A 22,920-nucleotide genomic window follows, 5' to 3' on the forward strand; every position below is an offset into this window, starting at 1 on the left:
ACCAAGCTAGAAATTCGAGTTTTGAGGCAGGAGGCTCTCTTGCTGCGAGGCAGAAGGAAAGAGCCAGAAGAAGTATTTTTCCAAATATGAGATGCTCCCGTTCTGTTTAAATATCTGCACCTACTTACACAACCTCACAATTATTGCGAAGCGGGAGTTTTAACCTGGGCTCTGAGACTATTTGACAAGTAATTAGCTACAATCGAGCTTGTTTAGAAATTTATCCCAAACAAGTAAATCCTGCTACTTGGGCAGCAATACAAAATAACTTAAGATTAGCTTAACAAACTATGAATGCGATCGCCAACTTACCAGATTATCAAATCACAGAGCAATTATACACAGGTACGCGCACCCTTGTCTATCGAGGCATCCGTACCAGCGACCAACAACCCGTCGCCATCAAATTACTGCGAAATGAATACCCCAACTTTAACGAACTCGTTCAATTCCGCAACCAATATACCATTGCCAAAAATCTCGACTTTCCTAGTATTATCAAACCCTTAACCCTAGAAGTTAATGGCAATGGCTATGCCTTAGTCATGGAAGACTTTGGTGGAATTTCCCTATCTGATTATCTCCAAATAGCCACGGATGAAAAGCCCCAATATCAATATTTACCTTTAGGTGAATTTCTCCAGATATCTCTTAAAATAACAGAAACTTTGCACTACTTATACCAAAATAGAGTCATACACAAAGACATAAAACCAGCTAATATTCTGATAGATCCTGCAACAAAAGAAATCAAATTAATTGATTTTAGCATCGCCTCTCTACTTCCGAGAGAAACCCAAGAAATTCAGAATACTAATCATTTAGAAGGTACATTAGCCTATCTTTCTCCCGAACAAACTGGTCGAATGAATCGCGGCATAGACTACCGCACTGACTTTTATTCTCTGGGAATCACATTTTATGAATTATTGACGGGAACATTGCCATTTAGATCGGAAGATGCAATGGAATTGGTACATTGTCACCTGGCGAAACAGCCAATACCCATCCATCAAATTAATTCAGAAATTCCCCTAGCTTTGTCAGAAATTGTCAGTAAGTCGATCGCAAAAAATGCCGAAAATCGTTATCAGAGTGCCTTGGGAATTAAGCACGATTTAGAAATCTGTCTAGATCGACTACAAACTACAGGCACAATAGAACCTTTTGAAATAGGAAAGCGAGATATCAGCGATCGCTTCCTAATTCCCGAAAAACTCTACGGAAGAGAAGCCGAAGTCAATCAACTATTAAATTCCTTCGATCGCGTCGCCAATGGCACAACAGAAATAATCCTAGTAGCGGGTTTTTCTGGGATTGGGAAAACCGCAGTAGTTAATGAAGTACATAAACCCATTGTTCGGCAACGCGGCTATTTTATTAAAGGGAAATATGACCAATTTCAACGGAATATTCCCTTTTCGGCTTTCGTGGAAGCTTTTCGCGATTTGATGGGGCAACTATTATCAGAATCAGAAGAACAATTGCAAACATGGAAAACTAATATTCTCGCAGCATTGGGAGACAATGGGCAAGTATTAATTGATGTAATTCCTGAGTTAGAAAACATCATCGATCGACAGCCACCATCCCTAGAATTATCAGGAACAGCAGCCCAAAATCGCTTTAATTTATTATTTCAAAAATTTGTCAAAGTCTTTACCAGTAAAGAACATCCCTTAGTGATGTTTTTAGATGACTGGCAATGGGCTGATTCTGCATCACTGAATTTGCTTTCATTATTGACCCAACAAGATACAGGACATCTATTGATATTAGGTGCTTATCGAGATAATGAAGTTTCCCCTGTCCATCCATTTATCTTAACCGTAGAGGAACTGCTCAAAACAGGGGCAACGGTAAATACGATTACATTACCGCCGTTAAGAGAATCAGATATTAATCGATTGGTAGCAGATACGCTAAATTGCGAACTATCTCTTGCCCAGCCTTTGACAAAATTAGTCTATCAAAAAACCAAGGGAAATCCTTTCTTTGCAACTCAGTTCCTCAAAGCTTTACACGATGACAAGTTAATTACCTTTAATTGGGATATCCAGCATTGGCAGTGCGATATTGCCCAAATCAAAGCCTTGGCAATTACTGATGATGTTGTTGAATTCATGGCGTTGCAATTGCAGAAATTACCAATTCCAACTCAGGATGTCTTAAAGTTGGCTGCTTGTATTGGAGCGCAGTTCGATTTGCATAATTTGGCAATAGTTTCACAACAATCGGAAACAGAGACGGCGACAGTTTTATGGAGAGCATTGCAGGGTGGAGTAATTTTACCTGTTAGCAATGTTTATAAGTTTTATCAGGTTGAAGGCAATAATAACTTAAGCCCCGAGGATGAAAATGCTAATAAACAAAATGCTAGATACAGATTTTTGCACGATCGCGTTCAACAAGCTGCCTATTCTCTGATTCCCTCAGACCAAAAACAGGCTACTCATCTCAAAATCGGTCAACTGCTCCAACAAAACTTATCAGAAATAGAAAAGGAGGACAAGCTATTTGATATTGTCGGGCATTTGAATTTAGGAATTCGGTTAATTACTCAAGCCCAAGAACGAGAAGCCTTAGCCAGACTTAACTTAGCAGCAGGACAGAAAGCCAGAAATTCTACAGCCTATTCAGCCGCCAGAAGTTTTGTGCAAATAGGGATTGAGTTGCTAACCCCAGACTGTTGGCAAACTCAGTATGAATTAACCCTCAATCTGTATGTAGCTGCGGCGGAAACTGCCTACTTGAATGCTGATTTTGATGGTATGGAAGAAATGGCCGATCTGGTTTTGCGATCTGCCACAACAATACTAGATAAAGTCAAAATATTTGAGATTCAAATCAACGCACTGACAGCCCAAAGTCAGATGTTAAAAGCGATCGCAGTAGGCAGAAATGCCCTAACACAATTAGGGGTTGAGTTCTCATCGGAACCTGACGAAGCCTTGACAGGCAAAGCACTACAAACCCTTGCCGATCGACTCCAGGGCAAACAGATTGAGGAACTGATTAACCTCCCTGTGATGAGCGATCCTCGGACAATTGCGGCTATGCAACTGTTAGCAATGTTGTTTTCGCCCATTTTTGCGGGAAATCCTGCCTTGCTGCCTCTGCACGGCTCTACAATGGTCAGTCTATCACTCCAATTTGGAAATGCACCCGCATCAACAATCGGGTATGCAAGTTATGGCATGGTGCTGTCTGTCTTTTTGGGAGAAGTAGAAAAAGGCTATTGCTTTGGTCGAGTGGCACTGAGCGTACTCAATCAGTTGAATGTCCGGGAATTTAAGTCCATAACTTTACTTTTCTTTGGCTGTTTTCTCCAGCACCGTCAAGAAGCACTAAGGGCAGTAATTATAACGGCAAAAGAGGGCTATATGAGTGGAATAGAAACTGGTGATTTCCTAAATGCTGGCTACAATATTAGTGTTTATTTTGACGATAGTTTCTTCGCTGGAGTGAATTTCTCTGATTGGGAACCAGAAATAGAAAATTACTGTGCTGTCTTGGCTCAAGTTAAGCAAGATTCTCCTCTGGGTTATCTGAAGATGAAAAAACAGATGGCGCAGAGTTTGATAGAAGTTGTCAATCAACCGGATTTATTAATCGGAACCGCCTACGATGAAACGGTGATGATTCCCAAGCACCATCAGGATCATGAGTTTACAGCTCTCGCTTTTCTCTATATATACAAATTGATTCTTGGCTATCTATTTGGCAACTACACCAATGCCCTAGAATACATAGCCCAAGCTAATCTTTATTTGATGGCAGCAGCCGGAGTAATTCATACTCCGGTTTTCCATTTTTATGCCGGGTTAACCTACTTGGCAGTATTTTCTACGCAGTCAGAAATTGAGCGCTCTAAGACTCTCCATTTGGTAGAAACCCATCAAACTACTCTGGCTCAGTGGGCGCGTTATGCTCCGATGAATCACCAACACAAAGTTAACTTAGTAGAGGCAGAAAAATGCCGACTTTTAGGCAAGAATTATGAAGCAGGAGATTTGTACGATCGCGCAATTGCCGGAGCCAAAGAAAACCAATATATCCAAGAAGAAGCGTTAGCTAATGAACTAGCAGCTAAATTTTATCTGGAGTGGGGCAAAGAAAAATTTGCTTCTGGATATATGGAGGAAGCATACTACTGTTACACCCGATGGGGTGCGAAGGCGAAAGTTGCTTATTTAGAACAGCACTATCCCCAACTACTAGAGGCTATTCTCCAACCGACTAAACGAGCTATCATATCTGAGGGAACAATCTCTCCCACGCTGATGAGAAGCTTAACTAGCACCAGTAACAGCAACAGCCAGAATTTATGGTTGGATTTTCCGGCGGTGATGAAAGCAGCACAAGCTATTTCACAGGAAATTGAATTAGAGAAACTATTAGCCACTTTGATGCAAATTGCGATCGCCCATGCCGGAGCGCAAACCGGACTTTTAGCGATCGATCGAGAGGCAAAATGGCTAGTAGTGGCGAAAGCGACTGAAAACCAGACAGAAAAGAGGCATATTCCTTTAGCTGAATGCCAAGAATTACCCCAAAGTTTGATTTATTCTGTAGCCAGAAGTCAAACAACGGCGGTTTTTGATAACTTGAGTGCTTCCACTCAATTTGCAGGCGATCGCTATATCATCACCCAGCAGCCTAAATCAGCTTTATGTATTCCGATTAGCAAGCAGGGAAAATCGAGCGCGATTTTGTATTTAGAAAATAATCTAACAGTGGGAGCGTTTACAAGCGATCGCATCGAAACCCTCCAAATTCTTAGCGCTCAAGCTGCTATATCTATTGAAAACGCCCGTTTGTACGAACAAGTAGAGAACTACTCTCAAACCTTGGAAGCGGAAGTAGAGCGAAAAACAGAAGAGTTAAGCCAAAAAGCTTTTGATTTAGAGCATACATTGAAAAATTTACAACAAACCCAAGCACAACTAATTCAGAGTGAAAAAATGTCAGCCCTCGGTCAACTCGTAGCGGGAATAGCACACGAAATTAACAATCCAGTTACTTTTATTCATAGCAATCTTCCTCCGACAGAAAATTATCTCAAATCTTTGCTGAATTTGCTGGAACTTTATCAGCAAGAATATCCAAAGAAAAGCTCAGCAATTAAAGCAAGGATTGAGGAAATTGAGTTAGCATTTATCACGGAAGATTTAACTAAGATCCTGCAATCCATGAAAGTCGGAAGCGAACGAATCAAACAAATTATCCTGAGTTTGCGTAATTTTTCTCGCTTAGACGAAGCAGACATGAAATCTGTAGATTTACACGCCGGACTTGAAAGCACTTTACTAATTTTACAAAACCGCTTCCAAGAAAGTGATAATCAACCCAAGGTACAACTGATTAAAGAGTATGGCAACCTTCCTCGTGTCACCTGTTATGCGAGTGAGATGAATCAGGTATTTCTCAGTATTATTAGTAATGCTCTTGATGCTCTCAAACAAGTTAGTAAAACTAATAAACAGCCTTTGATTAAGATTCAGACGGAAGTCATAGAAAAAGAGTGGGTAAGAATTGCGATCGCTGATAACGGCAGTGGGATTCCTACCCAGATCCAAAAACGCATATTCGAGCCATTTTTTACAACTAAACCTGTGGGTAGCGGTACAGGTTTGGGTTTATCTGTCAGCTATGCTATTATCAAAAAACATGGGGGTAAATTAACCTGTAATTCGACCGTCAGCAGCGGGACAACTTTTGTAATTGAGATTCCTATAAATTAATTAGTATAACTTGGGCCAGAGTTCGACTCAAACATTGATGACAAGATGAAACTAGAATTGGCTTAAAAATGGACGGGGGATTTTCGTAATTGGGAAACGGACGATCGCATTGGGGACACCGAGTGGTAACCCACATTCCGCACCCTCAACTGGCACACACGCAGTTGGGGTGCCCCGTCCGAGTCGATCAGTCGGCTCTAGATGAGTAGAAATACTCTCGCCTGCCGTGTCAGGTGATCGAGCAAGCGATCGATTCAGTTGGAAAATGTACGAGCGTGTAAATTAACAACAAAAACCAATTATCCCCCGTGCGACGCGGAGGATAAAAATAGTCTAAACTCAAGTAGCAAACAATCCGCTCGATCGAATGAAACCCGTGCATCAAGCAACTGAACTCGCCGTCTCTAACCTCGACCATCTTGGTTTAATAGCAGGTCTAGTTGATGAAATAGAAATTGTCCAAAAAATCAATGAGTTAGTAGGGGAACAACCGGGTGAGATTGTCAGTCCAGGTCTAGCAGTCAAAGCAATGATTATCAATGGGTTAGGGCTTGTTTCCGCTCCATTATACTTATTTCCTAAATTTTTTGAAGGCAAAGCGCTCGAACATTTAATGGGTGAAGGTATTCAAGCATCACACCTGAATGAATACCGTTTAGGTAGAGTATTAGACAAGCTATATTTAGCAGGCAGCAGCCAAATATTTACAACTATTGCCGCTTCAGCAGCTCAAAAATTTGAGCTCGATACAGAGACATCCCATTTAGATTCAACTTCCTTTCACCTGCATGGCAAATACGAATCCGAGCTACCATCTGTATCTGTTATCGAGCCAGAAACGGCGCTAGATAGCGAAGATAGCGAAGATAGCGAGTCAACTAAACCCGTGTCATCTGCCGTGCCAATTAAGATTACCTACGGCTACTCCCGCGATCGCAGACCCGACTTAAAACAATTCATTTTAGATTTAATTTGTAGTAGCGATGGAGATGTACCGCTATTTTTACGGGTGGGTTCGGGAAATGAATCAGATCGAGCCATATTCGCATCAATTTGTCAGGAGTTTAAACAACAGTTAAACCTTGACAGTTTAATGGTTGCAGATAGTGCATTATATTCAGCTCCTAACTTAGAAATGTTAACCAATTTAAGATGGTTAACCCGCGTACCGTTGAGTATCAAGCAAGCGCAGCAACTGGTATCTCAGTTAAATGAAGCAGAATTTACCCCCAGTTCTGTGAGTGGATATAGCTGGTCAGAACACAAAAGTAATTATGGTGGAATTGAACAAAGATGGCTAGTAGTAGAGAGCAGTTTGCGACGCGATTCAGACCGACAAAAACTCGAAAAAAACTCAAAAAGCCCAGGCTGAAGCTGAGAATAAACTGCAAGAACTCTCAAAAATTGAATTTGCTTGTGCCGCCGACGCTGCCGCCGCAGCTCATCGCTTATCCAAACAACTAAAATTTTACAATATCACCCAAGTTAGTAGCAAAGAAATTACAGTAAAGACTAATACTAACGATCCAAATGCTCGCGAGAAATCCAGCTCGAAACAGAGATTTAAAGTTCAAGCAAAACTGGAACCAGATACAGGTGCGATCGCCAAAGAAACCAAAGCCTGTGGCAGGTTTATTCTCGCCACTAATGTGCTGGAAACTCAGCAATTAGAGCCTGACGATATGATTGTGAAATACAAAGAACAGCAGTCAGCAGAAAGAGGGTTTGGGTTCTTGAAAGATCCGCTGTTTTTTACGGACAGTGTATTTCTCAAGTCGCCGGAAAGAATCGAAGCTTTGGCATTGGTAATGGGTTTGTGTTTGTTAGTCTATACTTTAGGTCAAAGGTTACTGCGTCACAGTTTGCAACGCACTAATTCCCAATTGAAAAATCAGTTGGGCAAACAAACTAATCGACCGACGCTCCGTTGGATTTGCCAGATATTTCAATCAATTCATCTGGTGAGCCTACAAGGGATTCAACAAATTTCTAATTTAACAGCCGAGCGAATGGCTATATTGAACTTGCTGCCGCTCTCCTGTAAGTCTTATTATTTATTAATCTGAGATCGAGCAGTTTGTTTGATGAGCAAAACTGACAGAAATTTCATAAATATTTGATTCAGTAGTGATGTGTAATTATCAGGCTGCTGGAAATATCTGCTGTCGATTAATAGTTAATTATGACGGATGAAGGTGTTGTTAGATATCGAGAATCTAGGATTTGCCCGAAAGCAGTTAATTTTCAACTTGCCCCAACAGGTCGATGCGATTGTGACCCAACAGGTCGCGGGTATTTTTGATTATTATCTCGGACGAGAGACTCGGACGGAGCACCCCAACTGCGTGTGTGCCAGTTGAGGGTGCGGAATGTGGGTGGTAAACAAAGGGTGAGTATCCAGCAATTCCAATTGTGCCTCTCACCTCCACACTCAAAAAATCTGGGTGAGAGTTAGTCGATCGCAAAAATCACGATTAGATATTCAAAACGCCTAGATTAATGCCGTACTTACCGCCGCCGTTTCTTCACCTGTTGGTACGGATAGCAGTCAATAACACAATCTCTCATGTAACTCCCTTTGGAATCAGAGTCCATCAGTTCTAAATAGACATTATTCGGCACTTCAGAATATAGATAGGTTTTGCCACTATTGAAAACAACCTCCAGAGTAGAAGTGGTTTCGTCATAACCCACAGCTTTTATCATGCTGGATTCGACTGGTTGTAGTTTCATGATTTCCCGATAAGTAAGGCTACCTGAAAAAAACAGCATACCCAAATCCCGGACTTTTTAAAGAAGTCAGGGATCTCAAGCCCGATCGCACCTGAATTTCCCCTAAAATAATTTCTACTCCCTCAATCCAAAATCTCAAATCTCAAATCTAAAATCGATATGTCTCATTCCACCGATATCGTCACCCTCGCCCGCTGGATGGCCGCCGATTTCAGCAACCAAGCCCAAGCCTTTGAAAACCCGCCATTCTTCGCCCACATCCGCGTCTGCATGAGACCTTTGCCGATCGAAGTTCTGGACGGGATCAGCTTGTATCTAGAACAAGCCTACGATATCGAACTGAATGTACCGTACCGAGTCCGAGTTTTGAAATTAGTCCCGGCGGGCGATCGAATCGACATCGAAAATTATGCCATAGAAAACGAAGAACAATTCTACGGCGCTTCCCGCGACCCGCAACGGCTGCAAGAAATCAAAACAGCACAACTGACACTGCTTCCCGGCTGCACCTTTATTACGCAGTGGACGGGCAAAAGCTTCAAAGGGTTTGTCGAACCAGGAAAAGGCTGCGCGGTGGTCAGAAACGGCAAAAAAACCTATCTAGACAGCGAATTCGAGATAGACCAAGACAAATTTACTAGCCACGATCGCGGACGTGACCCAGAAACCGACGCCCACGTCTGGGGAGCCCAGGCCGGCCCCTTTGAATTCACCCGCCGGGCCAGTTTCGCCGACGAAGTTCCGGTTTAATCTCAAAAAACAGAGTACCTCCTCGGCGAACACGCGCTTATTAAAGGTTCAGAATGCACCAATACCTGGTACATTAACCCAGTATTGGCAAGCAAGATTCACCGTTGATTTATGAAAGTCCTGGTTATTGGTGGCGATGGCTATTGCGGTTGGGCAACCGCACTCTACCTTTCTAACAAAGGTTACGAAGTTGGCATCCTCGACAGCTTCGTGCGGCGGCACTGGGATCTGGAACTGTGCAGCGACACCCTCACTCCCATCGCACCGATTCAGCAACGACTCCAGCGATGGCAAGATTTAACGGGCAAGTCGATCGACTTGTTCGTCGGTGACATCACCAACTACGATTTTCTCAGCAAAAGCATGAGAAAATTTGCACCAGAGGCGATCGTCCATTTCGGCGAACAGCGTTCGGCACCTTTCTCGATGATCGATCGCGAACACGCAGTCCTCACCCAAGTCAATAACGTCGTCGGAACACTCAACCTGCTGTACGCCATCCGCGAAGACTTCCCCGACTGTCACCTAGTGAAATTGGGGACAATGGGCGAATACGGCACGCCGAATATTGACATTGAAGAAGGCTACATTACGATCGAACACAACGGCCGCAAGGATACACTACCCTATCCCAAACAACCAGGCAGTTTCTACCACCTGTCAAAAGTCCACGACTCCCACAACATCCATTTTGCTTGCAAAATCTGGGGTTTAAGAGCCACCGACTTAAATCAGGGCGTAGTCTACGGCGTGCTCACAGATGAAACCGGCATGGACGAACTGTTGATCAACCGTTTAGACTACGACGGAGTATTTGGGACGGCATTGAACAGATTTTGCATCCAAGCTGCGATCGGTCATCCTTTGACGGTTTACGGCACTGGCGGACAAACCCGCAGCTTCTTAGACATTCGGGATACCGTGCGGTGCGTGGAATTGGCGATCGCCAACCCCGCCGAAGCCGGACAATTCCGCGTCTTCAACCAATTCACCGAACAATTCAGCGTCGGCGACTTAGCCTCCTTGGTGCAAAAAGCAGGCATGGCAATGGGATTAAAAGTAGAAATCAACAACATCGAAAATCCCAGAGTCGAGAAAGAAGAGCATTATTTCAATGCCAAAAACACCAATTTGCTAGACCTCGGTTTGCAGCCGCACTATCTCTCAGATTCACTGCTCGATTCTCTGCTGAATTTTGCTACAAAATATCAGCACCGTGTCGATAAAAACCAGATTTTGCCGAAGGTTTCTTGGAAGTAAGTTCTGGCCTCTATCTGCGGGGAAAGAGCTTTTTAACGAACCGCGAAGGCGCGAAGGGCGCGAAGTAAGAGAAAAGAGGGGAAGAGAGGGGAAGGCTTCGCAAGTTCTGCATGGAGTTTGCTGTATATTAATACGATCTATCTTTTCGATCTTTTGCTCTGTGTCCTCTGTGCCCTCTGCGGTTAATTAAAAAATTCCATAAGGTTTTTAATGCTGGCTTTTTGGGAATAAATGCCGTAGAAATTCGCACGATTATTCTGTTGCTTTTGGTTGTTTTGCCGGGATTTTCACCGAGTGCAGTTCGTTCTTATTATTTAATACCGGAATGGGCTGCACTAACGGCGAGTAATCAAAATTACCGCGCCCGTTAGCGAAGCCCCATATGCTACTGGAACAGAAATATCAATTGCCAGAACAGCACAGGAAATTCACAGAATTAATTGCTTTGCCGAAGGTGTGGGATTGCTTTTAGGTGGGATAATTGTATCGATTGGAATTCACGGAGTTTGTATGTTGCCCCCCAGAAACATCAGGAGAGTAATTAGTTGTGGTGACGCTGCTAACAGAACCCTACTTAAACCAGGCAAGTAAATGGCCGAAAACAGGTCGTCACATTCTGGCACAATTTGATGAACATACGGTCGTAGTGTACCAAGCCTACCGTCCGGCGATCGGTATTTTTGCAGCGGAACAAGGTTATTTCGGTGGGGAATTTAGTCTGAATCGCATGAGTTGGATTAAGCCCAATTTTCTATGGATGATGTATCGATCGGCATGGGGAACAAAACCCGGACAAGAAGTAATTCTGGCTGTTTGGCTGAAGCGATCGGCGTGGGACGAAATTTTAGCATCTGCTGTCCATTCTAATTTCGTTCCAGCAGTGTATGGAAGCGAAAAAGAATGGCAACAAGCTGTTAAAAATTCGGCTGTTCGGCTGCAATGGGACCCGGATCGTCACCCAAGTGGAGCAAAACTGGAACGGCGGGCAATTCAACTGGGTTTGCGCGGCAGTGTTTTAGCCAGTTACGCGGGAGAATGGATTGTTAAAATCGAGGATATTTCCCAATTCGTGCAGCAACAGCGTCAATATAACGGAGGCGATCGCACGCAATTACTGACTCCTTGTGAGACAGTGTATCCTGTCATCGACCCCGACATCTTCCAGAGGCTAGGATTATCGGCTCCCTAAGTAACTTATTTTTATGAAAATTGCTCTTTTCACTGAAACATTTCTGCCGAAAATAGACGGCATTGTGACGCGCCTGATTCACACTGTAGATCACTTGCAGCGCGCGGGCGAACAAGTTATGATATTTTCTCCAGATTACGGGATTAAAGAATACAAAGGCGCGCGAGTTTACGGTGTGGAGGGTTTGCCTTTGCCGATGTACCCGGAACTGAAAATGGCACTGCCTTCTCCGGCTGTCGGTCGCCAATTACAGCAGTTTAAACCGGATATTATTCACGTTGTCAATCCCGCAATTTTGGGATTGGGCGGCATATATTACGGCAAAAAGTTGAACATTCCGATTTTGGCTTCTTACCACACCCATTTGCCGAAATACTTGCACCATTACGGTTTTGGAGTCCTCGAACCTTTATTGTGGGAACTGCTCAAAGGTGCCCACAATCAAGCAGAATTGAATCTCTGCACTTCTACAGCGATGGTGGAGGAACTCAGAATCCACGGCATCGATCGGGTAGATTTGTGGCAGCGGGGCGTAGATACTGAAATGTTTGTCCCGGAATTGGCAAGTCGAGAAATGCGATCGCGCCTTTCTGCAAATAACCCAGACAGTCCCCTGCTGCTGTACGTCGGCCGCCTCGGTGCAGAAAAAGAAATCGAACGCATCAAACCAGTCCTCGCAGCGATTCCCGACGCCCGCCTCGCCTTAGTGGGAGACGGCCCGCATCGGCAAACCCTCGAACAATATTTTGCCGGTACACCCACCAATTTTGTCGGCTACCTCAAGGGGCAAGAACTCGCAAGAGCTTACGCATCGGCGGACGCCTTCATTTTTCCCTCCCGCACCGAAACCCTGGGCTTAGTGCTCCTAGAAGCAATGGCTGCGGGGACGCCTGTAGTGGCGGCGCGCAGCGGCGGAATTCCCGATATCGTCACCGACGGTGTTAACGGATATTTATTTGACCCCGCCGACGAAGAAGGAGCACTCGCCGCCACCCAGCGTCTGTTTGCGAATCCCGAAGAACGGGAAACCCTGCGCCAAAACGCTCGCAAAGAAGCCGAACGCTGGGGTTGGGCCGCCGCTGCAGCACAACTCCAGCGGTACTATCAATCAGTGGTGTTTGCCCAGTCTGTGCCCACAGCGGCCTAAATGTCAGGACAGGATCTGTAGCACCTTTAAACATCACCGCCAGCTTAGCTTCGCTGTTCGATCGTCAGTTGGTAGTGAAGGGGGATATTTTCAAAGACCGATCGAACTTTTTTGCTGCATAAATTACCGTCGCTATCCTGCTGTGGCGTTTACCATTAAACTATGAGTAAGCTCTGTAGAAATGCCTTGCGCGCTGCTTTCATAGCGCCCTTTACCTGACCGGATACGGTCGCCGAGTGCGCTAAAAGAGTCACACCGCGCGCTGGGGCCGAGCACAGAGCGTCAAATCCACATTGCACTCTCGATCGAACTAAAGCCTGTCACCTAATTTTCAGGCTAGCAGTTTTGCGAACTCAAGTTCAGCTTGAATTGACGAACCCTCATCAGTATCGAGGTTGTAAAAAAGATCGATCGAGCATACATAACAAGCAAACTGAAGTTGCGTGCGCCACTTTTGAACTCACGATTCATCAAAGCGACAAGCGAGTGCCGATGCGCTTGCAAACAAATTCAAGAGTTTGCACCGCCGCCGAATCTCGCGCAGATCGACCTGCGGTCAGTCTACCCCTCTGAGCAAGCAGTTAATCATGACATTCTCCAATACTGGTAGCGTTCTGGCTACACTGACTCAAGTCAATTTTATGGGGGCATTGACCTCCCGTGTTAAGAGCCTGCCAGTTCCTGAATTAGTGTGCCTGCTGGACTTTATCACGGCTGAATTTCAGCAATTTATCCGGGCGATGGACCTGATTAACAATGAAGCACTCGAAAGTCTCTTAGAGCAACTTTTAGATGCCTTCACTGTCAAAATTGGTCAAATTCTGCAAGCAGACCGGACAACAATTTTTTTGGTTGACTCCAACAAAAATCAACTGTGGCACAAAACAGTCGATCCACTTACGGGCGAGGATGTAGAAGTGCGCTTGCCGATGGATGCAGGCATTTTAGGTTACGTAGCAACAACCGGAAAATCGATAAATGTCGCCGAAGCTCGATCGCACGAGTATTTTAATTCCGAAGTAGACGAACCACCGGGCTACCAGATCGGAACCATCCTCTGTATGCCAATTTTTAGCAGCAAGAGCCAACACGAACCCGTAGCCGTGGTCAGACTGTTAAATAAAGCTGGCAATGTCTCCTTTAGCGAGGAAGACGAACAGCAGTTCCAGGCTTTTGCAGATTCGATCGGGATTATTCTCGAAAGCTGTCAGTCTTTCTACGTCGTGGCCCGCAACCAGCGAGGGGTTGCCGCACTTTTGAGAGCCACCACGACTTTGGGTCAAAGTCTTGACTTGGAAACAACTTTGCGCTCTGTCATGGATCAAGCTCGCGACTTGATGCAGGCCGATCGCAGCACGCTATTTTTGTTAAATCGGGAAACCAACGAACTCTGGACAAAAGTTGCCAAGGCCGACGGTACAACGATGATGGAAATCCGTATTCCTGCGAATAGGGGAATTGCTGGCTACGTGGCTTCGACTGGTCAACCTCTAAATATTACAGATGCTTACGACGATCCCCGCTTTGACCCCTCTACAGACCAGCAAACGGGATACCGCACTCGAACTGTCTTGTGTATGCCGGTCCACAACGCTAAAGGTGAGCTGATCGGGGTAACTCAGCTAATTAATAAGAACCAAGGTACTTTCACCCCTTCCGACGAAGAGTTTTTGCGAGCGTTTAATTCCCAAGCGGGAATGGCGTTGCAAAATTCTCAACTGTTTCAGAACGTGATGGTGGAAAAGCAGTATCAGAAAGATATGCTGCAAAGTCTTTCTGATGCAGTGATTTCCACGGATTTGAAGGGGCGAGTTGTGACGATCAACGAAGCAGCCCTAGAATTGTTGGGCTGTCCGGTAAATCAAGCTAAAAGCAAACACAATCTTCAGATTTGGGAAGATAAACTGGTGAATCGCTATGTTTGGGAAGTTGTGCCGATCGACAATTTGCAATTTCGACTAGAAGACAGTCTCAAAAATGCTGCCAGACATTACGTTCCCGAACAAAGTTTAACGGTGGGACTGTTGGTAGAAAAAACGCTCAATTCCCAACAAAAAGAAGAAGAAGGAGAAGAAAGTTATATTTTGGCCGTGCCCGATCGCGCGGAGCCTAATTTATATTACGCTTGGGGCGAAAACCGCGCGTGGACTGAGGAAGTAGCGCTGGCAGAATTAGCTAATGCCCAATCTCTATTTGCGCTGCGAAATTCTGCCCTGTATCACCCTTATTGTCCGCTGCCCATCCCCGCCTCTGGAATTAAAGTAATTGAACGCAGTTTGAATTTGACTGTCAACCCGCTGCTAAATCCAGAAGGCGGCGTGCGGGGGGGTTTAGTGGTACTCGAAGACATCAGCCGCGAAAAGCGGATGAAAAATACGATGTACCGCTACCTAACTCCTGGAGTCGTAGATAAAGTGATGGCCTTGGGTGAAGGCGCCCTGATGGTGGGCGAACGCAAAGAAGTGACTATTTTGTTTTCCGACATTCGCGGCTACACCACGCTGACCGAAAATTTGGGAGCGTCCGATGTGGTATCCCTGCTGAACCAATATTTTGAGACGATGGTCGAGGCTGTTTTCCACTACGAAGGCACTTTAGACAAGTTTATCGGCGATGCTTTAATGGCGGTTTTCGGCGCGCCCCTGCCGCTGAATCCCCCGGAAAGTCACGGTTGGATGGCGGTTCAGTCGGCTTTAGATATGCGTCGCCGTTTGAAAGAGTTTAATGATTCTCGCCCCGGCGCAGATCCGTTTCGCTTCGGAATTGGGATTAGTTCCGGAGAGGTGGTTTCGGGAAATATTGGTTCCCAAAAGCGAATGGATTACACGGTAATCGGGGATGCGGTGAATTTGAGTTCGCGATTGGAACAGCTTACAAAGGAGTACGGATGCGATATAATTTTGAGCGAATTTACATACAGTTTGTGCCGCGAAGGGATTTGGGTGCGAGAGTTAGACAAGGTTCGGGTTAAGGGCAAAAATCAGCCAGTTGGTATTTACGAGTTGCTGCAAAATAGTTCTGAACCCATCGACGGGGAAACCGTTCGGTTTTTGGAACTTTACAGCAACGGTCGGGATGCTTATATTGCTAGAAATTTTCACAAAGCTATTAATTGTTTTGAAGCCGCTTTAGCTATGCGACCGAGCGATCGACCTGTGGAAGTTCACCTCGACCGCTCCCTGAGCTATTTGGAAGTACCCCCGCCCGAGGATTGGGACGGCGTGCATACGATGACAACTAAGTAGTAGATCGTATTACATCGGAGCGATCAAAAGTAAAAAGATTTGATGAAGTTTTGAGATATTCCTTATGACAGAGTTAAGAAGTGTAAAAATGTGAAATCATAAATCGGATGCCATATAAAAGTTTAGAATTTATTTCCAGGCTAGCAATTAAATGAGTTATTTATCTGTTCCGAATGCCACAAAAGCCGATCGGATTCTGGTGGTAGACGACGCACCAGATAATGTTTTGTTGGTTCAGACAATCCTAGAAGAAGAAGGTTACGAAATTAGCACGGCGGAAAACGGCTTTTCTGCCTTGAGTCAAATTGACAAGTCAGCCCCGGATTTGGTGCTGCTAGACGTGATGATGCCGGGAATGGACGGTTACGAAGTCACTAAACGAATCCGACAAAATAAGGAATTGCCCTTTATCCCAATTTTGCTGATTACAGCTCACGACAGTGCTAGCGTAGTCCAGGGACTTGACATGGGAGCAGACGATTTCATCCGCAAACCAGTTGAAATGGACGAACTGCTGGCGAGGGTACGATCGCTCCTGCGGCTCAAACACAGCGTAGACGAGCGCAATTCGATCGCCCTCCAGCGCGAAGATTTTGTCTCCCGACTCGCTCACGACTTGCGGACGCCCCTCGTAGCAGCCGATCGAATGCTAACTTTAATGCAGCAGGGAGCTTTGGGAGAAATTTCCATTCCCATGCGCGACGCTTTCGGCACGATGGTTCGCAGCAACCAAAACCTGATCGCCATGGTAAATATGCTGCTGGAAGTCTACCGCTACGAAGCAGGCCGCAAATCCCTAAGTTTCGCTGCCGTGGACTTGCGCCAGCTTATTACTGAGGTAGCTGAAGAACTAGCTCCCCTAGCGGATGCTAAAGGTTTGTCGGTAAATTTAGACTTGACAGAAAGTGCAGAAAGTGCGCCGATTGCGAAGTATCCGGGCGATCGTCTGGAACTGCACCGCTTGCTGACAAATTTAATCGGAAATGCGATTAAATTCACCGACAGCGGCTCAATAGATGTCAGCTTAAAAGCTGCCAATTCACCTGCTTATACAAGCTTCAAAAACCAACCGCTGGCATGGGTAATCATCGAAATCCAAGACACCGGCGCAGGCATTTCTTCCACCGAACAAGCAAAGTTATTTGAAAGGTTTGGCCCGGGAACTCACAAGAAATCCGGTACAGGTTTGGGACTGCACCTCTGCCGCCAAATAGTCGAAGCTCACCGCGGCACGATCCAGGTAAAATCAGAGTTGGGCAAAGGCAGTTTATTTACTATTCGCTTGCCTTGTTAGAGCGGTATAATTAACTCAAACTTTGGGGTGCGAAAAGCGTACATTACTAAAGATAAACTGTAATTGTAGGCTGCAAAGTGCATACCTAATCGAATTATGGTTAATTTACCCGATGTCATATAATTACTTGGCAACCGAATAAATGGCAATATGTCTAACTGTCCAGTGTGCGGTGCTGAATACATAGAAGAAAAAGCAGAGTTTTGCTCGATTTGCGGCTGGGATTTGACTCCCTACCCGCAACGTGCTAAGCCTTCCAAAACTTATTTAAAAAAAGAACAAGTTAGATTGCAGTGGGCAAAACAAATGTGGGAATTGGCCCGCAACCAACAAAATTGGTCAGCTAAATTTGATGAGTTGCAGGGGGAATTGCAGCAAAATGCGATCGCCCGCACGTACCTTCAATCTCAGTTAGAATGGGTTCTGTACCGCCTCGAACAACTAAACCCCGAATTGATTGTCAGCACTCTACTGCGGCTGGAAGACAAAATCGGCGCCATACCTGACTCAACTCCGGCTATCTCCGAAGTGGGGATGGACTACCGACAACTGACAAAGCTATTAGAAACGGGAAAATGGCGCAAAGCTGACGAACACACTTGGGAAATCTTGCTGCAAATCGCTGTTAGGGAAGACGAAGGCTGGCTGAGTGCAGCCGATATTGACAGTTTTCCTCCTACAGACCTTCGCACGATCGACCAACTTTGGCAACAATACAGCAGCGGGCGGTTCGGGTTGAGCGTGCAGCAGCAGATTTGGGAAACTAGCGGGGGTAATTATACTGAATTTTGCGATCGAGTCGGCTGGAGAGTCAAGGAAAATTGGAAATATTACAGCGAGCTCTCCTTCAACGAAGATGCTCCCCCCGGACATCTTCCCGTCACCGCATGGAGGCAGCGCGCCTGTTACGGTGCCGGTAAACTCACCGCAGCAGAAAACTTTGCCCGCATCGCTGCGAAACTGGCAACGGGCGATCGGTAATCATCAAAAAAAAATCAAAATCGACATTAACTGCTATAATCAAAACTGTTTAGCAACTGGGGCTGTGGCTCAGATGGATAGAGCAAGCGCCTCCTGAAGAATCGGGCACCCCGCGAGGAAACTCTGGGAGTGAATGTGGTCAAATTTGGTGAAACCTAAAGAGTTCGTGGGTTCCTAGGACTCTAAGGCAATACCAAGCCAAGCCTGAGTTCAGCGCGATTAAACAATCGCCTATATTGAAATCAGGAAGGTTTAGAGACTAGACGGTCACCACCTAAAAGCTGCAAGCCTATGGTGAAGGTATAGTCCAGAGAGTGGGGAAACTCACACAAATCTGAAGCGCTAGGTCGCCGGTTCGAACCCGGCCAGTCCCGTTAAAAATCAAGAAAAATTAACAGGAGGAGGGGAAAGCTTAAGTTTTGCTCCTCTTTTTTGCATATCCGCTAAGGAATTCGCCCAAGGACGAATACTTGCTTGAAGACGAGGACTTACCCAGAACCTCTCTCTAGAGTCCATCTGAAATCTAAAATCTCAAATCACCTGTTTATGCCCCACCACCAGCGTAGAGTCCATCTAAAATCTAAAATCTAAAATCTAAAATCCTACGATCCCCCGACCCTTTTTTAAATTTTAATTTTTAATTCCTGTTAGTGGGCTATACGTGCGGTATTTTTTGTTATGGTTCCTTTGTGAGTTACATAAAATTTTTATAGGTTTAGATGTGGTTAAGAATCAATTCAAACACGCAGCGTTACAAGCGTTTGAACACTTCACGCAGTTTTTGGTTCCTAGTAGGGCTTTTGATGGCGTGTTGGTTTGGCTATCAGCACGTTAAGAGCGAATTTCAGAGACCCCAAGCTTTGTTAGTTCTAGGTGGGGCTACGGAGCGAGAGGTGTTTGCGGCCAAATTTGCTCGATCGCATCCTGAATTGCCGATTTGGGTGTCGTCTGGCAGCAATCCGGAGTTCGCGGAATGGGTGTTTTCAGAAGCGGGAATTGAGTCCGACCGCGTGCACTTAGACTACAGAGCGGTAGATACGGTAACAAATTTTACCACTCTGGTAGATGAATTGAAAGCTCAAGGGATTGAGAGCGTGTATCTGATCACTTCTGACGATCATATGCGGCGAGCTCAGATTATCGGCGAAATCGTGCTCGGCAGTCGAGGCATTAGCTTTAAGCCTGTGGCAGTTCCGTCTGGGCGAACCCCCGAACCGATGCAAAAAGCTGTTCGCGACGGCGCTAGGGCTATTCTTTGGCTGACAACCGGTTATACGGGTGCTAACTTCACCCAAGCCCGAATTCAATAAACCCAGGGAAGGATTAAGCAAGTTTTAAATTTTTTCCATTCCCTCTGGTTTGAAAACTTGTCTCCGATAGCGATTTAACGAACCGCCAAGACGCTGATGACAAATGCGTAAAAGAAGAGACAAGAAGGATTAGTTTAAAATTAGTAGATGAACTTCAAAAGCTAAAGTTAATGACCGACCAAATTCTGCCGCAGGTTCTAGAGCAAATTTTGAGTGACAGCAAGACTGCGGATGCTGTTTTTTCGGCTTTGGTGCCGGCTTTAGGCGAGGTGTTAAATTGCGATCGGGTCTTTCTCTACCTCCGCAATCCTGAAACGCAAATGGGCAGAGTACCTTACTGCTGGCGTCGCAACTCAAACTATCCCGAGGTTTGGGACGCGGAATGGAAAAAAGAACCAGAATCTTTAGGAGAAGAAGACCCTTTATTTGCAGCAGCTTTGCGAACTGAACCTTCGATTTTTGTTGAGGATGTTGAAACAGCAAATCCTGAAGTTGTCAACAAAAATTTTGAGGCCAAAGAGTTCGGACATCGAGCTTTGATTCACGCTCACCTTTGTGCTGACGGCTTATTGTGGGGGGTTTTGCAGCCTTGTATGTTCGATCGCCCCAGAGTTTGGACTGACTTCGATCGCCAAGTTATCGCAGCAGTTACAGAAAAAATTTCGCCTTTAGCTGTCGCTTATGTCAGAGGCATCGTACAAGCGCAATAAAATAGGTTTGTAACGAGGAGTCTTCGTTCTCACTACAAACCTGTAACGATGTTTTTTATCTATCAAACCAGCTTTCTTCGTAAGTTGTTATACAAAACATCCTCCAAGCAAATCAGCGCCCCAAATCGTGCATGGCATTAATCTCGATCGCACATCTTTGAGTCAGCGCTTCCAACTCCTCGCGATCCGAGGAACCGGGCGCTTCAATTAGCTTGCCAATTCGCACCGTCAGCGGCACCGGACGCGGCAATCCCGAACCTTTCGATGCAATGGCGTGAGTTCCCCACAAACTAACAGGCAACAGCGGGGCTTTTGCCTTAGCAGCTATCAGGGCCGCACCTAATTTAGGTTCAGTAATTCTGCCGTCTGGCGTGCGAGTTCCCTGCAAAAATACACCCGTCGCCCAGCCATTTTCCAAAGAGTTGATAGCAGATCGAATTGCACTGCGATCGGCACTTTCCCGCTTCACTGGATAAGCACCGTAAAGCGTAATTGCCTGCTTCAAAATAGGAACTTTAAATAACTCTTCCTTCGCCATAAATGCGACCGGCCGCCTCATGCAATTAGACAAAATCGGCGGGTCAAAATCGCTGGCATGATTGCTGACTACCACCAGCGGCCCTTCTGTCGGAACATTTTCTGCACCGTAGATGCGGCCTCGAAAGTACAGGTGCAGCATCGGGCTGACAATTGACCATTTGAATAAATAGTAGAGAAGTAAACTTTCGACTGGTTCGCGACTTTTGCTCACAGAAAACCTGAGATTTTAAATTACATCGAATATTAGCCTATCAGATCGAGTCCGTTTGAGATGATTCGGCGGTTGAAACCGCTCTCGAGAGTCAAACGAAGTTCGCCTGCGCGGACTGAAGAATATAGTCCGCGCAGGCGGACTTTGCTTGCGTAGCGCCAGAATTTATGCTGGCGGACTATTTGCTTGTGTAGCGCCAGAATTTATGCTGGCTTTGCAAAGGCTCAATTTCCGGCCAGCATAGCTTTCTGTCCTTCCGAAGAAGTCGCGTAGCCCAAGAAATCCTTAACTGCTTGGCTAGGAGGATTTTTGTAGGTGTAGTACAACTGCCGCTTGTAAGGATAGTTTCCCGCATCCGGCGTCGCACCGTTAACGGGAACAACGCGCACCGTTTTCTGATTGGCTACTTGAGCGAAAGTCGCATAGCCAATGCCGTTGTTGCCTAAAGCTTGCAGCAGGGGAGTTGTCGCATCTCGATCGAGCGTGGTAATATTTGCCGTCGTGCCAAACTCGCCACCTCCGAGCACTTGTTCTTTAAAGGTTTGGTGAGTGCCGCTAACTGCCGGTCGATTTATCACTTTAATAGGGCCCGCCGGGCCGCCGACTTTCGACCAGTCTTGAGCATTTCCCCAATTTGCACAACAGGCAATATTCGGATTTGCCTGTTGTGCTATTTGTTTTTCGGCAATTTTCAGGCCTGTTAACTCTCTATTTTCTAACCTGCCATTTAATAACAGGCTAAAAATAGATTAAGCCGGCAAATCTGCAAAACTGCTAACATTTACCAACGCTAAATCGGGACAAGTCCGTTTGATCAAACCTGTCAGAACTTTGCCGGGGCCAATTTCCACTACCCGATCGATTCCTTGTTGCGGCAATTGCAGGGAAATTTCTCGCCACCGCACGCCTTTGGTCATTTGCTGAGTCAACCGCTGCTTTAAAGTGGCTGCGCTGGTAGTGGCTGACGGTTCTGCGTTTGAGAGCACCAGCATTTTTGCATCGGAAAATCTTGCAGACTTTAAGGCTAGTTGAAACTCTGCCGCGACTGATGCCATCAGGGGAGAGTGAAACGCACCGGAAACATTCAATTTAACAGCGCGTTTGACTTTGATTTTGGCAAGCAAATCTTCTACTGCTGCGGGCGTTCCAGAAATCACGACTTGTGCTTCGCTGTTGTCGTTTGCCAGCACTACGTCTCGGCTGTATTGAATTTGCAGTTCTAGTTCCTGCCTGTCGAACCCGATCAAAGCCACCATTTGCCCGCCGGAGGCAGTGTCCATGAGTTCGGCGCGGCGTTTGACTAAGCGCAATCCGGTTTCAAAATCAAAGACGCCTGCTGCGTAGAGGGCAACGTATTCTCCTAAACTGTGACCGGCAACTACCGCTGGTCGATCGCTTTTTTCTCGCACTAAGTCGGCCAAAATACTTTCTACTACGAACAAGCAAGGCTGAGTGTAGAGAGTCCGAGATAATTTTGCTTCTTCTTTTTGGCAAACTTCCGGGACAGACCAACCTAAAATTTCTTTAGCTAGCTCAAATTTGGCTTTGGCTGTTGGCAAGTTTAATAAGTCTGCACCCATCCCGATCGCCTGGGAACCTTGTCCGGGAAATACCCATGCTGTTTTAGTCATTTTTCCGGTAATCTGCTAATTGGTGGTTGCTAATTGGTGATTGCAAAAATTCTTTCTTTCCCGCTTCTAAGTTCGCTCGCTGGTATCCGCTATCTTTCGGTTAACGAACTATCTACTCGCGACTCATAATTATAACATCTAACTGCGATTTTTACCAGGTTTATTTTTTTTTGCT

At 45.6% G+C, this 22,920-nt stretch carries 14 protein-coding genes and 1 pseudogene; 11 read left to right on the forward strand and 4 right to left on the reverse strand.

The genetic code is table 11. The features are described from left to right. Nucleotides 1-290: 290 nt before the first annotated feature. Nucleotides 291-5,744: a trifunctional serine/threonine-protein kinase/ATP-binding protein/sensor histidine kinase gene (locus OSC7112_RS06670; RefSeq protein ID WP_015175191.1), complete on the forward strand. Its 5,454-nt coding sequence runs from the start codon at nucleotides 291-293 to the stop codon at nucleotides 5,742-5,744. Between the two features lie 376 nt (nucleotides 5,745-6,120). Further along, nucleotides 6,121-7,810 (forward strand): annotated as a pseudogene (locus OSC7112_RS06675) (IS1634 family transposase). A gap of 442 nt (nucleotides 7,811-8,252) precedes the next feature. On the opposite strand, the gene OSC7112_RS06680 reads toward OSC7112_RS06675, so the two are convergent. After that, entirely contained in the window at nucleotides 8,253-8,477 is a 225-nt protein-coding gene (locus OSC7112_RS06680) for a KTSC domain-containing protein (protein ID WP_041622401.1), read from the reverse strand. Between the two features lie 159 nt (nucleotides 8,478-8,636). Here OSC7112_RS06680 and OSC7112_RS06685 point away from each other — a divergent pair, with 159 nt between their 5' ends. The 9 genes from OSC7112_RS06685 (at nucleotide 8,637) to OSC7112_RS06730 (ending at nucleotide 20,363) form a co-directional block, all read left to right on the forward strand. Then, nucleotides 8,637-9,227, forward strand: a complete 591-nt coding sequence (locus OSC7112_RS06685; protein ID WP_015175193.1) for a chromophore lyase CpcT/CpeT — start codon at nucleotides 8,637-8,639, stop codon at nucleotides 9,225-9,227. A gap of 111 nt (nucleotides 9,228-9,338) precedes the next feature. Then, the gene (locus OSC7112_RS06690) at nucleotides 9,339-10,487 is read left to right on the forward strand and encodes an NAD-dependent epimerase/dehydratase family protein (RefSeq protein ID WP_015175194.1); all 1,149 of its coding nucleotides are present in this window, start codon (nucleotides 9,339-9,341) and stop codon (nucleotides 10,485-10,487) included. A gap of 547 nt (nucleotides 10,488-11,034) precedes the next feature. Next, nucleotides 11,035-11,676 carry a DUF4291 domain-containing protein gene (locus OSC7112_RS06700; RefSeq protein WP_015175195.1) on the forward strand — a complete coding sequence of 214 codons (642 nt, stop codon included), beginning with the start codon at nucleotides 11,035-11,037 and terminating at the stop codon, nucleotides 11,674-11,676. Nucleotides 11,677-11,689: 13 nt separating this feature from the next. Beyond that, nucleotides 11,690-12,823, forward strand: a complete 1,134-nt coding sequence (locus tag OSC7112_RS06705) for a glycosyltransferase (RefSeq protein ID WP_015175196.1) — start codon at nucleotides 11,690-11,692, stop codon at nucleotides 12,821-12,823. A gap of 587 nt (nucleotides 12,824-13,410) precedes the next feature. Then, nucleotides 13,411-16,068, forward strand: coding sequence for a GAF domain-containing protein (locus tag OSC7112_RS06710; protein ID WP_015175197.1), 2,658 nt, complete (start codon nucleotides 13,411-13,413; stop codon nucleotides 16,066-16,068). Nucleotides 16,069-16,219: 151 nt separating this feature from the next. Continuing rightward, on the forward strand, nucleotides 16,220-17,362 hold the full coding sequence (locus OSC7112_RS06715; RefSeq protein WP_015175198.1) for a sensor histidine kinase: 1,143 nt from the start codon (nucleotides 16,220-16,222) through the stop codon (nucleotides 17,360-17,362). 150 nt (nucleotides 17,363-17,512) lie between these two features. Next, nucleotides 17,513-18,343, forward strand: coding sequence for a GUN4 domain-containing protein (locus OSC7112_RS06720; protein WP_015175199.1), 831 nt, complete (start codon nucleotides 17,513-17,515; stop codon nucleotides 18,341-18,343). A gap of 719 nt (nucleotides 18,344-19,062) precedes the next feature. Then, nucleotides 19,063-19,653, forward strand: coding sequence for a YdcF family protein (locus OSC7112_RS06725; RefSeq protein WP_015175200.1), 591 nt, complete (start codon nucleotides 19,063-19,065; stop codon nucleotides 19,651-19,653). A gap of 170 nt (nucleotides 19,654-19,823) precedes the next feature. After that, nucleotides 19,824-20,363 carry a GAF domain-containing protein gene (locus OSC7112_RS06730; protein WP_015175201.1) on the forward strand — a complete coding sequence of 180 codons (540 nt, stop codon included), beginning with the start codon at nucleotides 19,824-19,826 and terminating at the stop codon, nucleotides 20,361-20,363. A 112-nt stretch (nucleotides 20,364-20,475) separates the two neighbouring features. Here OSC7112_RS06730 and OSC7112_RS06735 read toward each other — a convergent pair whose 3' ends face one another. From OSC7112_RS06735 to fabD, 3 genes are all read right to left on the reverse strand, one after another. Beyond that, the gene (locus OSC7112_RS06735) at nucleotides 20,476-21,114 is read right to left on the reverse strand and encodes a lysophospholipid acyltransferase family protein (protein WP_015175202.1); all 639 of its coding nucleotides are present in this window, start codon (nucleotides 21,112-21,114) and stop codon (nucleotides 20,476-20,478) included. Nucleotides 21,115-21,338: 224 nt separating this feature from the next. Continuing rightward, entirely contained in the window at nucleotides 21,339-21,860 is a 522-nt protein-coding gene (locus tag OSC7112_RS06740; RefSeq protein WP_317623950.1) for a substrate-binding domain-containing protein, read from the reverse strand. A gap of 3 nt (nucleotides 21,861-21,863) precedes the next feature. Then, nucleotides 21,864-22,745 (reverse strand): ACP S-malonyltransferase, encoded by an 882-nt coding sequence (gene fabD, locus OSC7112_RS06745; RefSeq protein ID WP_015175203.1) that lies wholly within the window; start codon nucleotides 22,743-22,745, stop codon nucleotides 21,864-21,866. Nucleotides 22,746-22,920 lie beyond the last annotated feature (175 nt).

Source organism: Oscillatoria nigro-viridis PCC 7112 (assembly GCF_000317475.1).
In the GTDB taxonomy this organism is placed as follows: Bacteria; Cyanobacteriota; Cyanobacteriia; order Cyanobacteriales; family Microcoleaceae; genus Microcoleus; species Microcoleus nigroviridis.